Here is a 12,112-nt window from a genome sequence, read left to right as displayed (position 1 = left end):
ATCTTACTTAGAGTAAAGTTCTACAACTAAATTGACGTTAAAATCAGACGACAAGTCATTGATACTAGGAGCAGAAGCAAATGTACCTTTTAACGAATTAGAATCGACTGTTAACCAATCGCAGGGTGCTCTTTGCTCAGATAAAGCAATAGCTGCTTTAATACGACCTTGCTCTTTAGCTCGTTGACGAATAGCAATAACATCACCAGGCTTAACAAGATACGATGGAATATTAACCACTTGATCATTAACTAAAATTGCTTTATGACTAACAAGTTGTCTTGCTTCAGCTCGTGTGCTAGCAAATCCCATACGATATACAACGTTATCCAAACGACTTTCAAGTAAAACCATCAAGTTCTCACCAGTAGAACCTTTTTTACGAGCAGCAGCTTTATAGTAATTACGAAATTGTTTTTCTAAAACACCATAATAGCGACGTAATTTCTGCTTTTCTCGTAATTGAAGACCATAATCACTTAAACGTGGTTTAGAACCACCATGTTGACCTGGTAATTTATCTGCTTTACATTTAGATTTAAAATCTCGCACTGCACTTTTTGTAAGAAGATCAATGCCCTCTCTACGAGATTGTTTACACTTGGGACCAAGATATCTAGCCATTAATCACTCCTGAATCTTTAAACGCGACGTTTTTTAGGGGGCTTGCAACCATTATGAGGTATGCCTGTAACATCGGTAATTTCAACAATTTTGAAATCTTGAGATATTAACTCACGAATAGTTGATTCGCGTCCAGGTCCAGGCCCGTGAACAAATACAGCCACAGATTTCATACCAAATTCTTTAGCAACTGCTGAGGCGCGTTCAGTAGCTACCTGTGCGGCATACGGGGTACTTTTTCTAGAACCACGAAATCCAGATCCGCCGGAAGTTGCCCAACACAGGGCATTGCCTTGACGATCTGTAAAAGTAACAATAGTGTTATTAAAAGAAGCATGTACATGCACAATACCATCAGAAACGACACGTTTAACTTTTTTTCTGGTCTTTTGTTGCTTTGCTTTAGCTGTAGCCATCTCAATTTCCTAAAATAATTATTTACTTACGCCTTTGCGACGACCTTTACGAGTACGCGCATTAGTTTTGGTACGTTGACCGCGTAAAGGAAGCCCTCGACGGTGACGTAAGCCTCGATAACAACCTAAGTCCATTAGACGCTTAATATTCATCGTAACAACACGGCGTAAATCACCTTCGATTGTCATTTTTGCAATTTCAGCACGTAATGCCTCAAGTAAGTCCTCAGAAATTTGAGAAACTTTAGTGGCAGGATCAACCCCCACAATTTGGCATAATTTTTTTGAAGTTGTTTTACCAATACCATAAATTGACGTTAATGCAATAACAATATGTTTATTATCTGGTATATTTACACCTGCAATACGAGCCATTAATCTCTCCGTACGTTATTTTGCTCTGCCAGAAAGGGACAGAAGAATACTATTTTATTGATACAAAATCAAGCAATAATTAACCTTGCTTTTGTTTATGCCTTGCATCCTTACAAATAACACGAATAATTCCATTTCGCTTGATAATTTTACAATTTCGGCATAGGCGCTTGACTGATGCTCTAACTTTCATCGATAACTCCAAAAAATTTATTTATAAAAGACCAGGCAATTTTGTGCCTCTAAAATTGGCCTTTTTCATCAAAGAATCATATTGCTGTGTCATTAAGTGCGCTTGTACTTGCGCAACAAAATCCATAATTACAACAACAATGATTAAAAGTGAAGTCCCGCCAAAATAAAAGGGAACGTGCCAGGTATACATTAGAATTTGCGGTAACAAGCATACTAAAACTAAATAGATAGCACCAATTAACGTTAAACGGGTCATAACAGAATCGATATAACGTGTTGTTTGCTCACCAGGACGAATACCAGGAATATAAGCGCCGGACTTCTTTAAATTATCTGCTGTGTCTTTGGGATTAAAAACAAGAGCAGCATAGAAAAAAGCAAAAAACAAAATAGCAATAGCATAAACTATTAAATAAAGAGGTTGTCCAGGTGAAAGAGCCATACCAATATCAGCAAGCCAATCCATACCTTTACCTTTAGCAAAAAATTGCGCCAAAGTAGCAGGCAATAAAATAATGCTAGAAGCAAAAATCGGTGGAATAACACCAGACATGTTTATTTTTAATGGTAGATGACTAGATTGCGCAGCATAAACTTTTCTACCGTGGGTACGCTGAGCATAATTTACACGAATACGTCTTTGCGCTCTTTCCATAAAGACAACAAAACCTGTAACAACGATAACTATCAAACCTATCAGAATTAAAGTAAGTGCTTGCATTTGTCCTTCACGAACTTGCTGAAAAATGGAAGCAAGTGCGTTAGGCATACTGGAAACTATTCCTGAAAAAATAATCAATGAAATTCCGTTACCTACGCCTTTCTCAGTAATTTGTTCACCAAGCCACATCAAAAACATAGTACCAGTAGCTAGGGTAACTACTGCTGTAAAATAGAAAAAAATGTCAGCATGTAACGCAATATTTTGACCAGCTAACCAGCGTGCCATACCTAAAGATTGAAAAATGGATAACACTAAAGTTAAATAGCGAGTATATTGATTTATTTTTCGCCGTCCAGATTCACCTTCTTTTTTTAATTGCTCAAGCTTAGGAGAAACAACAGAAAAAAGTTGGATGATAATAGAAGCTGAAATATATGGCATTATCCCAATTGCAAAAACAGTAACTCGAGATAATGCGCCACCTGAAAACATATTAAATAAGCCAAAGATAGTATTCTGCTGTTCGCCAAAAAAGTTAGCTAATTTTTGTGGATCTAACCCAGGAACAGGAATATGCGCACCTAATCGATACACGAGAATACCAAGAACTACAAATAAGAGCCGAGCTTTTAATTCGGCTAATCCACCTTTTGTTTGGCTAGTTAATTGTTTTTTGTTATTCATATTAATCTTCTACGCTTCCACCTGCTTGCTCGATTGCTGCACGTGCACCCTTCGTTGCACGAAGACCTTTAATCTTTAAAGGTTTAGTTATCTCGCCAGATAATATAATTTTGACATCTTTAATGAGTTTATTAATTAAACCAAATTCTCTTAAAGTATTGATGTCAATCGTATCAGCATCTAACTTAGCGAGTTCAGATAAAGTAACTTCATCAATTAGCTTACCATTGCGGGATTTAAAACCCATTTTAGGCAGACGACGTTGAATAGGCATTTGACCGCCTTCAAAGTTTATTTTGTGAAAGCCACCTGCTCTTGCTTTCTGACCTTTATGACCTCGTCCACTAGTTTTACCTAAGCCTGATCCAATCCCGCGACCAACACGACGTTTCGCTGTGCGTGAACCGTAATCAGGAGAAAGTGAATTTAAGTTCATTTAAGCGCACTCCTCGACTTTCAATAAATATTCAACTGCATTCACTAACCCACGAATACAAGGGTTATCTGCATGAATGACAGAACTATTTAATTTACCTAAGCCAAGCTGTTTAACAATTTGAATGTGCTTAGGCTTACGACCAATAATACTTTTAACTAAAGTAATTTTAATATTTTTACTCATGCTGATCTGCCATTATTTGTTCAATTGACTTTCCGCGTTTCGCTGCAACATAGTCAGGAGTGCCAATATTAGTTAAGGCTCCAATAGTAGCTCTTACAATATTACTAGGATTAGTTGAACCAATACTTTTAGCTAAAATATTTTGCACGCCTAAAACTTCTAAAACAGCACGCATAGCACCGCCAGCAATAATACCTGTACCTTCACTAGCTGGCTTCATAAATACTTTTGAAGCACCATAATTCCAAGTAATTTCGTGATGAATAGTATTTCCGGCTAATGGAATATAAGTCATGTTCTTGCGTGCTTGCTCCATAGCTTTTTGAATTGCTATTGGCACTTCACGCGCTTTTCCGCGACCAAAACCAACCTTACCTTTGCCATCACCAATTACAACTAAAACAGCAAAGCCAAAAACGCGACCACCCTTTACAACTTTTGCTGTACGAGTAACGGAAACTAATTTCTCTTGGTAGCCCTCGTTTACTTTAGAATCATCAAATGCCATTACTTTTCCTTTAAAAATTCAAACCAGCTGCACGCGCACCATCAGCCAATGCTTTAACTCGGCCGTGATACCTATAGCCAGAGCGATCGAAAGCTACATTAAGGATTTCTTTAGCTTTAGCTCTTTCACCAAGTAATTTACCTACTTGTTGGGCTTGCTCAACTTTAGTGCCACTTAATGAAGTTTTTAATTCTTTATCTAGTGTTGAACAAGAAACTAAAACAACATCGCCTTTTTCACTGCCAATCACGATCTGCGAATAGATATTGCATGCACTGCGATAAACAACAAGACGCGGATGATTACATTTTCGCTGTATTGCTTTGGCTTTCATACCACGTCGAACACGAGAAGTTCGTTTATTCATTTTTAAACCCTATTTCTTCTTAGCTTCTTTACGAGCTATATATTCGCCAGCATATTTAATACCTTTGCCCTTATAAGGTTCAGGCTTTCTAAATGCTCGAATTTCAGCAGCAACTTGACCTAACAATTGCTTGTCAATAGCACGTAAATTAATAGTAGTATTATTTGGCGTTTCAGCAGTTACCCCTTCAGGCAACTTAAATTCTACTGGATGAGAAAAACCTAAACTTAAATTAAGTGTTTTCCCGCTTGATTGTGCCCTATAACCTACACCAACTAGTTCCAAAGTTATGGTAAAACCTTCAGTTACGCCTTTAACCATATTATTGAGTAACGCTCTAGCAGTACCAGCATGAGCCCAACCTTTAGGATCTTTTGAAGCAGGCTTGAATGTTACTACATTTGAACCGTCAGTAGAGATATCAACTAACTTATTATAAGTTTGAGTTAATTCCCCTTTTGGCCCCTTTACGGTCATTAATTCTTTAGTTACAGTTAACCCTACGTTATTTGGTAGAGATATTGAGGCCTTTGCTACTCTTGACATATCATTCCTCGCAAACTTTAAGCTATTTCACAAAGTACTTCGCCACCAACCCGTTGGGATTTAGCTGCCACATGAGTCATAACGCCCTTCGAGGTTGATAAAATGGCAATTCCAAATCCAGGTATAGCTAATAACTCATTAAAAGGCTTATAAACTCTTAAGCCAGGACGACTTATACGTTCAATCCGCTCTATTACAGGTCTACCGTGGTAGTATTTTAAATCGATAGTAATACTTTTAATATTATTCTTACTAGACTCAATACTATAATCTAGTATGTAACCTTCCTCTTTTAATACACGAGCGATTTCTTCTTTCAATTTTGATGAATGAAGAGTAACGCTTTGGTGTTTCGCCTGCTGTCCATTTCGAATTCGGGTCAGCATATCAGCTACAGGATCATGCATACTCACTCTTTTTCTCCAATAGTCTTGATATTACCAGCTAGATTTCCGACCGCCAGTAACATTACCATTCATTAATTGTTGCCGTAAGCAAATTCTGCAAAGCCCGAACTTTTTATATACGGCGTGTGGCCGGCCACATTGTTGGCATCGAGTGCTATGACGGACCGGATTAGAATTAACAGGCAGTTTTGCTAACCGCTCTTGTGCATCCATTATTGTATCAAAATCTTTTGAAGTTTTGATTAAATTTTTTAATTCGATTCGTATTGGTAGATACTTTTCAACTAGCTTTGCACGCTTTTTTTCTCGTTCGAGCATTGATTTTTTAGCCACGGTAATACCCTTCTTTAATGTTTGTCTCTATCTTTTAAAGGTAGATTAAATGCCTCTAGTAAAGCTTTCGCCTCTTCGTTGGTTTTAGCACTAGTTGTTATGCAAATATCTAAGCCTCTAATTCCATCAGTTTTATCAAAATCAATTTCAGGAAAAACGATTTGTTCGCTTAAACCCATACTATAGTTACCTGTACCATCAAAAGATTTTGGACTGAGGCCACGAAAATCACGAACGCGTGGTAAAGCGATACTTATAAGTCTATCTAAAAACTCATACATTTGTTTTTTTCTTAAAGTAACTTTACAACCAATAGGCCAGCCTTCACGAATTTTAAAACCAGCTAATGATTTTCGAGCTTTAGTAATAATTGGTTTTTGCCCAGCAATCAAAGTCATATCTTCAACAGCATGATTCATAACCTTTTTATCACCTACTGCTTCACCAACGCCCATATTCAATGTTATTTTAACAATTTTTGGGACTTGCATTACGCTTTTGTAGCCGAACTTCTTCATCATCATTTCAACTACTTCGCTATTATAATATTCTTTAAGTCTTGCCATTTCCCGCCACCTACGTAATTAGATTAAGTCAACTACTTCATCGTTAGACTTGTAATATCTAACTTTGTATGTTTTGCCATCTTTCTCTATGTTTCTAAAACCTACTTTATCTGCTTTTTTGGAAGCAGGATTATATAAGGCGACATTAGAAATATGCAGCGGTGCTTCAATAGAGCGAATGCCACCTTTATCATTGACCTGTGGATTAGGCTTAATATGTTTTTTAACCAAATTGGCGCCTTCAACAACCACTGAGTCACCAAATACACGGTTTACTTTGCCAATATGCCCTTTACTCTTACCAGTGATAACAATGACTGTATCGCCAGAACGGATACGCTTCATAATTTTATCCTTTTACAATACTTCTGCGGCTAAAGAGATAATCTTCATAAATTTCTCTCTTAACTCGCGTGTTACTGGACCAAATATACGGGTACCGATAGGCTCGTTTTGGTTATTTAAAAGAACAGCTGCGTTTCCATCAAAGCGAATTAATGAACCATCATCGCGGCGAACGCCTTGGCTAGTTCTAACCACTACAGCCTTCATGACTGCACCCTTTTTTACTTTACTTCTCGGAATTGCATCTTTAATACTAACTTTGATGACATCCCCTACTCGTGCATAGCGACGATGAGATCCCCCTAGCACTTTGATACACATCACTTTGCGCGCGCCACTGTTATCAGCAACATCAAGCACCGTCTGCATTTGTATCATAATAAACTCCAGTTCTTAATACGACCAGAAAAAGGTGGCTGATTATATCAGCCCTTTTTGAATTTTAAAAGTCGTTACAACCTATTAAGAAATAACTTCAACAAGAACCCAACTTTTTGTCTTTGAGAGAGGTCTTGATTCACGAATCTTAACAGTATTGCCAATTTTACCTATCTCATTTTCATCATGGGCATGTAATTTAGTTCTTTTCTTTATAATTTTGCCGTACTTAGGATGCTTTACTGTACGCTCGACCATGACTACAATAGTTTTTTGCATCTTATCGCTAACGATTTTTCCAACCAGCGTTCTGGCACTAGATTCACTATTTTTCGACATAAGTCTTTCCAACCTTTTCCGTCATAATTGTTTTTACTCTAGCAATGGCTCGCCTCGCCTCTTTAATAGGATGAGTTTTTTCTAATAAGCCATTTGCTTTTTTCATTCTTAATTTAAATTGTAATTTTCTTAAATCAAGTAATTCTTCATTTAATTGCTCTTGAGAAAGCTTTCTTAATTCGCTATTGTCTTTCATTACATCACCTTCCGCTCTTCAAAGATAACCTTGAAAGGTAATTTTGCTTTCGCTAGATTAAAAGCTTCCATAGCCAATTCTCTAGTCACACCTTCCATTTCAAACAAAACCTTTCCTGGTTGAATTTGAGCAACCCAATATTCAACGCTTCCTTTACCTTTACCTTGACGAACTTCAAGTGGCTTTTGCGTAATTGGTTTATCCGGAAAAACACGAATCCATATTTTTCCTCCACGTTTAATGTGACGAGTCATTGCACGTCGAGCTGCTTCAATTTGGCGAGCAGTTAAACGTCCACGTTCCAAAGCTTTTAAACCAAACTCACCGAAACTGACTTTATTACCTGTCAATGCTAGACCGCGATTGCGACCTTTCATTTGTTTTCTATATTTAGTACGTTTAGGCTGTAACATGATCAACAATCCTCATTCATTTACTGCTTTCAACGTTACGATTTTTTTGTGGCAGCACTTCACCTTTAAAGATCCATACTTTAACACCAATAATACCGTAAGTTGTTTTTGCTTCTGCAGTACCATAATCAACGTCTGCACGAAAAGTATGTAAGGGTACACGGCCTTCACGATACCATTCGCTACGAGCAATTTCAGCTCCTCCAAGACGGCCACTAACGCAAATCTTAATTCCTTTTGCACCAGCCTTCATAGCCGAAGTTACAGCCCTCTTCATTGCTCTTCTAAACATTACTCGTTGTTCTAATTGCTGAGCAATACTCTCTGCAACTAAAACAGAATCTAGTTCTGGTTTTCGAACTTCTTCAATGTTTAAATGAACAGGTACATTTAACTTAGCCGCGATCTCACTGCGTAGACCTTCAATACCGCCACCTTTTTTACCAATTAACACACCAGGTCTAGCACTATGAATAGTTACTACAGCGTTATTAGCTGGTCTTTCAATTTGGATACGGCTGACGGCAGCGCCCATAAATTTTTTCTTAAGATCTTTTCTTAAGTTAATATCTTCGTTTAATAATTTGGCAAACGTTTTACTGGCGTACCATTTTGAATTCCAGTCTTTAGTAATACCTAAACGAATACCTATTGGGTTTACTTTCTGTCCCATTGTGCTATACCCCGTCAGATACTTTAATTAAAATGTGGCAATTGCGTTTGCAAATACGATTAGCTCTTCCCTTGGCACGTGGACTAATTCTTTTAAAAGTAGCAGCCTCATCCACACAGACAGTTCCAACTTTTAGCTCATCTATATCAGCACCATTATTATTCTCAGCATTAGCAATCGCTGACTCTAATAATTTTAACATATACTTTGCACCCTTTTTTGGAGTGAAACGCAATACATCAAGTGCCTTTGAAACACTTAGACCACGAATTAAATCCGCAATCAATCTGCCCTTTTGGGCAGATAGAGGTGCATTACTTAATTTAGCTGTAACTTCCATCATGACCTCTTATTTACCTTTGGCCTTTCTGTCACCAGAATGCCCTTTAAATGTTCGAGTCATAGCAAACTCACCTAACTTGTGACCGACCATATTATCAGTAATATAGACAGGAACATGTACTTTACCATTATGAACGGCAATGGTATGTTCAATCATTTCAGGAATTATTGTCGAACGTCTAGACCAAGTTTTAATTGGTTTTTTAGACTTTGTTTGATTCGCCAATTCTATTTTCTTTAATAAGTGTCGATCTATAAATGGACCTTTTCTTATGGAACGTGGCACCTTAATATCCTCTTAACTAATTATTTCTTTTTGCGTCGTCTTACAATAAAGCGATCAGTTCGCTTATTGCTCCGAGTTTTGTACCCTTTAGTAGGCACACCCCAAGGTGTTACAGGATGACGTCCGCCTGAAGTCCTTCCCTCGCCCCCTCCATGAGGATGGTCAACTGGATTCATAGCTACACCGCGCACAGTCGGTCTAATACCACGCCAACGTTTTGCACCAGCTTTTCCAAGGCTACGTAAGCTATGCTCACTGTTGCTAACTTCACCGATTACTGCACGGCATGAGGTTAACACCTTGCGCATTTCACCAGATCGTAATTTCAATGTGGCATAAACACCTTCTTTTGCAACTATCTGCCCACTACAACCTGCACTACGTAATAGCTGAGCACCTTTTCCGGGCTTTAATTCAACGCAATGGATAGTAGTACCAACAGGAATATTACGAAGAGGCAGGCAATTACCTACACTAATAGGGGCATCTTCACCACTTACAACAACAGCTCCAACTTCTAAATTAGAGGGAGCAATAATATAACGTCGTTCCCCATCATTATACACAATAAGAGCAATAAGAGCTGAGCGATTAGGATCGTATTCTAAGCGTTCAACTTTAGCTTCAATACCATCTTTATTACGTTTAAAATCAATAATTCTATATTTAGATCGAGTCCCACCGCCAATATGACGAACAGTGATACGACCATAGTTATTACGTCCGCCAGTTTTATTTAATTTTTCAACTAAAGCGGCATGTGGTTGTCCTTTATGAATATTATGATGAACAACCTTTAGCTCACCACGCTTACCCGGTGAGGTGGGTTTAGATTTTAAAAGAGCCATCTTAATCTGCCTTATTCTGCCAAGCTAAAGTCAATATCATAATTTTCCTGCAGAGAAACATAAGCTTTTTTCCAATCACTTCTTTTACCTTGTAATTGTCTAAAGCGTTTCTGCTTGCCAGGAACATTTATTACTGACACACTTTTAACTTTGACGTTAAACATCTGTTCTACTGCTTGTTTAATCTCTGACTTAGTAGCTGTAGGCAATACTTTAAATGTAAATTGCTTAAATTTTTCAGCCATTATTGTAGACTTTTCAGAAGTATGGGGCTCACGCAGAACCATTATTATGTGTTCAGCATTCATTGTAATAACTCCTCAAGTCGCTTAACAGCGCCACTAGTCATAACTACTTTTTCAAATCGTAGTAAATTTACAGGATCTACAGATATAACATCACAAATATCGAAATCAGCTAAATTTCGTGAACCTAAGTATTCTTGCTCACCTATTTCATCCATAACAATTAATGCATTAGTGAGTTCAAATTCACTTACTTTCGCAATAAAATCTTTAGTTTTATGTGAATTACATTGGAAATCATCAACCACAATTAGATTACCATTGCGATAAAGTTCAGAGATTATACTACGTAATGCCCTTTTGTACATTTTTTTATTTAATTTTTGGCTATAATCTCTCTTTTTAGAAGCAAAAGTCACACCGCCGCTACGCCATAGAGGGCTACGAATAGTCCCTGCGCGTGCTCTACCTGTTCCTTTTTGATTCCAAGGCTTCTTGCCGCCGCCTCTAACTTCTGCACGAGTTTTTTGTGCACTATTACCACTACGGGCATTATTCATGAAAGTTACAACTGCTTGATGGATTAGACCTTCATTATAATTGTAATCAAAAATCTGCTCGTTCACTTTTAAGGAAGTATTGGTATCTTTCGTAATAAGTTCCATTATTCTCCCCTTGCTTTCTTTTTAACAGCTGGCGTTACGCGCACTTTAGAACCTGGACAGCCAGGAATTGCACCTTTTATGAGCAGTAAATTACGTTCTGCATCAATTCGTACTAATTCTAAATTTTGTGTGGTGCAACGGACATTACCCATTTGACCAGCCATCTTTTTACCTTTAAACACTCTACCAGGCGTTTGATTCTGCCCGATGGAACCAGGTACTCTATGTGATCTAGAATTACCATGTGTAGCATCTTGAGTGCGGAAATTATAACGCTTTACAGTACCAGCAAACCCTTTACCTTTTGATGTTCCACAGACATCTACAAATTGACCATTTGTAAATACGTCTGAAACATTAATGACCTGTCCTGCTTGAAACTCATCAGCAGACTCTACAATAAATTCACCTACCGCATCTCCTGCCTCAATTTGTGCTTTTGCAAAATGTCCGGCAAGAGGCTTGCTAACTCGGCTAGCTTTTTTTTCACCTGCAGTTAGCTGAATAGCAATGTAGCCATCATTTTCTAAAGTTTTTAACTGGGAAATCCGATTGGGTAGTACCTCAATTACAGAAACAGGTATTGAAACACCAGCATCTGTAAAAATGCGTGTCATACCTACCTTTCTGCCAATTAACCCTAATGTCGTCATAGTAATACCTCTTTAGTATCCATTGCCTCGTAATGATTATTCATCATCTAGGCTTATCTGAACATCGACCCCGGCAGCTAGGTCTAGTTTCATTAAGGCATCCACTGTTTTCTCAGTTGGATGTACGATTACTACTAGACGTTTGTGGGTTCGTAATTCGTATTGATCACGCGCATCTTTATTAACATGTGGTGAAATCAATACTGTGAATTTTTCCTTTTTAATAGGAAGGGGGATAGGGCCCCTAATTTGAGCCCCTGTACGCTTTGCTGTTTCAACAATTTCGCGAGTCGATGTATCGATTAAACGATGATCAAATGACTTTAAGCGAATTTTAATATTTTGATTGTTACTCATCTTGCTCACTCAATAATTTTTGCAACGACACCAGCACCGACAGTTCGGCCGCCTTCACGAATAGC

Annotated in this window: 26 protein-coding genes; all 26 read right to left on the bottom strand. The window is 37.9% G+C overall.

The window, feature by feature from the left end:
* Positions 1–3: 3 nt before the first annotated feature.
* The 26 genes from rpsD to rpsJ all read right to left on the bottom strand — a co-directional run bounded on the left by rpsD (position 4) and on the right by rpsJ (position 12,047).
* On the bottom strand, positions 4–624 hold the full coding sequence (gene rpsD, locus E1P04_RS14095; RefSeq protein ID WP_131783541.1) for a 30S ribosomal protein S4: 621 nt from the start codon (positions 622–624) through the stop codon (positions 4–6).
* A 17-nt stretch (positions 625–641) separates the two neighbouring features.
* Complete coding sequence (gene rpsK, locus E1P04_RS14090; protein ID WP_115329961.1) at positions 642–1,040, bottom strand: 30S ribosomal protein S11; 399 nt, start codon at positions 1,038–1,040, stop codon at positions 642–644.
* Between the two features lie 18 nt (positions 1,041–1,058).
* Positions 1,059–1,415 carry a 30S ribosomal protein S13 gene (rpsM, locus tag E1P04_RS14085; RefSeq protein WP_131783540.1) on the bottom strand — a complete coding sequence of 119 codons (357 nt, stop codon included), beginning with the start codon at positions 1,413–1,415 and terminating at the stop codon, positions 1,059–1,061.
* 79 nt (positions 1,416–1,494) lie between these two features.
* Complete coding sequence (rpmJ, locus tag E1P04_RS14080) at positions 1,495–1,608, bottom strand: 50S ribosomal protein L36 (protein WP_115329957.1); 114 nt, start codon at positions 1,606–1,608, stop codon at positions 1,495–1,497.
* 21 nt (positions 1,609–1,629) lie between these two features.
* The gene (gene secY / locus E1P04_RS14075; RefSeq protein WP_165482794.1) at positions 1,630–2,958 is read right to left on the bottom strand and encodes a preprotein translocase subunit SecY; all 1,329 of its coding nucleotides are present in this window, start codon (positions 2,956–2,958) and stop codon (positions 1,630–1,632) included.
* 1 nt (position 2,959) lies between these two features.
* Positions 2,960–3,394 (bottom strand): 50S ribosomal protein L15, encoded by a 435-nt coding sequence (rplO, locus tag E1P04_RS14070; RefSeq protein WP_131783538.1) that lies wholly within the window; start codon positions 3,392–3,394, stop codon positions 2,960–2,962.
* Positions 3,395–3,580: a 50S ribosomal protein L30 gene (gene rpmD, locus E1P04_RS14065; protein WP_115329951.1), complete on the bottom strand. Its 186-nt coding sequence runs from the start codon at positions 3,578–3,580 to the stop codon at positions 3,395–3,397.
* Positions 3,573–4,088 (bottom strand): 30S ribosomal protein S5, encoded by a 516-nt coding sequence (rpsE, locus tag E1P04_RS14060; protein WP_131783537.1) that lies wholly within the window; start codon positions 4,086–4,088, stop codon positions 3,573–3,575. Before rpsE ends, rpmD begins: the two co-directional genes overlap by 8 nt.
* 10 nt (positions 4,089–4,098) lie before the next feature.
* Positions 4,099–4,455 (bottom strand): 50S ribosomal protein L18, encoded by a 357-nt coding sequence (gene rplR, locus E1P04_RS14055; RefSeq protein WP_131783536.1) that lies wholly within the window; start codon positions 4,453–4,455, stop codon positions 4,099–4,101.
* 9 nt (positions 4,456–4,464) lie between these two features.
* Entirely contained in the window at positions 4,465–5,001 is a 537-nt protein-coding gene (gene rplF / locus E1P04_RS14050; RefSeq protein ID WP_131783535.1) for a 50S ribosomal protein L6, read from the bottom strand.
* A gap of 17 nt (positions 5,002–5,018) precedes the next feature.
* Positions 5,019–5,408 carry a 30S ribosomal protein S8 gene (gene rpsH, locus E1P04_RS14045; protein WP_207386034.1) on the bottom strand — a complete coding sequence of 130 codons (390 nt, stop codon included), beginning with the start codon at positions 5,406–5,408 and terminating at the stop codon, positions 5,019–5,021.
* Positions 5,409–5,438: 30 nt separating this feature from the next.
* Entirely contained in the window at positions 5,439–5,741 is a 303-nt protein-coding gene (gene rpsN, locus E1P04_RS14040; RefSeq protein ID WP_131783533.1) for a 30S ribosomal protein S14, read from the bottom strand.
* 14 nt (positions 5,742–5,755) lie between these two features.
* Positions 5,756–6,307: a 50S ribosomal protein L5 gene (rplE, locus tag E1P04_RS14035; protein ID WP_115329939.1), complete on the bottom strand. Its 552-nt coding sequence runs from the start codon at positions 6,305–6,307 to the stop codon at positions 5,756–5,758.
* An 18-nt stretch (positions 6,308–6,325) separates the two neighbouring features.
* Positions 6,326–6,652: a 50S ribosomal protein L24 gene (rplX, locus tag E1P04_RS14030; RefSeq protein ID WP_131783532.1), complete on the bottom strand. Its 327-nt coding sequence runs from the start codon at positions 6,650–6,652 to the stop codon at positions 6,326–6,328.
* A gap of 12 nt (positions 6,653–6,664) precedes the next feature.
* Positions 6,665–7,030, bottom strand: coding sequence for a 50S ribosomal protein L14 (gene rplN / locus E1P04_RS14025; protein ID WP_115329935.1), 366 nt, complete (start codon positions 7,028–7,030; stop codon positions 6,665–6,667).
* An 84-nt stretch (positions 7,031–7,114) separates the two neighbouring features.
* Positions 7,115–7,369 carry a 30S ribosomal protein S17 gene (gene rpsQ / locus E1P04_RS14020; RefSeq protein WP_115329933.1) on the bottom strand — a complete coding sequence of 85 codons (255 nt, stop codon included), beginning with the start codon at positions 7,367–7,369 and terminating at the stop codon, positions 7,115–7,117.
* Complete coding sequence (rpmC, locus tag E1P04_RS14015) at positions 7,356–7,565, bottom strand: 50S ribosomal protein L29 (RefSeq protein ID WP_131783531.1); 210 nt, start codon at positions 7,563–7,565, stop codon at positions 7,356–7,358. Before rpmC ends, rpsQ begins: the two co-directional genes overlap by 14 nt.
* Positions 7,565–7,978, bottom strand: a complete 414-nt coding sequence (gene rplP, locus E1P04_RS14010) for a 50S ribosomal protein L16 (protein WP_115301548.1) — start codon at positions 7,976–7,978, stop codon at positions 7,565–7,567. The genes rpmC and rplP overlap by 1 nt, the downstream gene beginning before the upstream one ends.
* A 16-nt stretch (positions 7,979–7,994) precedes the next feature.
* Positions 7,995–8,651 (bottom strand): 30S ribosomal protein S3, encoded by a 657-nt coding sequence (gene rpsC / locus E1P04_RS14005; RefSeq protein ID WP_131783530.1) that lies wholly within the window; start codon positions 8,649–8,651, stop codon positions 7,995–7,997.
* 4 nt (positions 8,652–8,655) lie between these two features.
* Positions 8,656–8,991: a 50S ribosomal protein L22 gene (rplV, locus tag E1P04_RS14000; RefSeq protein ID WP_115329925.1), complete on the bottom strand. Its 336-nt coding sequence runs from the start codon at positions 8,989–8,991 to the stop codon at positions 8,656–8,658.
* Between the two features lie 9 nt (positions 8,992–9,000).
* Positions 9,001–9,279 carry a 30S ribosomal protein S19 gene (gene rpsS / locus E1P04_RS13995; protein WP_115329923.1) on the bottom strand — a complete coding sequence of 93 codons (279 nt, stop codon included), beginning with the start codon at positions 9,277–9,279 and terminating at the stop codon, positions 9,001–9,003.
* Between the two features lie 20 nt (positions 9,280–9,299).
* Entirely contained in the window at positions 9,300–10,127 is an 828-nt protein-coding gene (gene rplB / locus E1P04_RS13990; RefSeq protein WP_131783529.1) for a 50S ribosomal protein L2, read from the bottom strand.
* Between the two features lie 11 nt (positions 10,128–10,138).
* Positions 10,139–10,435 carry a 50S ribosomal protein L23 gene (gene rplW / locus E1P04_RS13985; protein WP_131783528.1) on the bottom strand — a complete coding sequence of 99 codons (297 nt, stop codon included), beginning with the start codon at positions 10,433–10,435 and terminating at the stop codon, positions 10,139–10,141.
* Complete coding sequence (rplD, locus tag E1P04_RS13980) at positions 10,432–11,037, bottom strand: 50S ribosomal protein L4 (RefSeq protein ID WP_115329916.1); 606 nt, start codon at positions 11,035–11,037, stop codon at positions 10,432–10,434. Before rplD ends, rplW begins: the two co-directional genes overlap by 4 nt.
* Complete coding sequence (rplC, locus tag E1P04_RS13975) at positions 11,037–11,690, bottom strand: 50S ribosomal protein L3 (RefSeq protein WP_131783527.1); 654 nt, start codon at positions 11,688–11,690, stop codon at positions 11,037–11,039. The genes rplD and rplC overlap by 1 nt, the downstream gene beginning before the upstream one ends.
* Before the next feature lie 36 nt (positions 11,691–11,726).
* Positions 11,727–12,047 (bottom strand): 30S ribosomal protein S10, encoded by a 321-nt coding sequence (gene rpsJ, locus E1P04_RS13970; RefSeq protein ID WP_115329912.1) that lies wholly within the window; start codon positions 12,045–12,047, stop codon positions 11,727–11,729.
* Positions 12,048–12,112 lie beyond the last annotated feature (65 nt).

Origin of the sequence: Legionella gresilensis (genome assembly GCF_900639865.1) — a bacterium.
Lineage (GTDB): Bacteria > Pseudomonadota > Gammaproteobacteria > Legionellales > Legionellaceae > Legionella_C > Legionella_C gresilensis.
The sequence above is the reverse complement of the archived record's forward strand: the minus strand, read 5'-3'. Positions and strand labels throughout refer to the sequence as shown.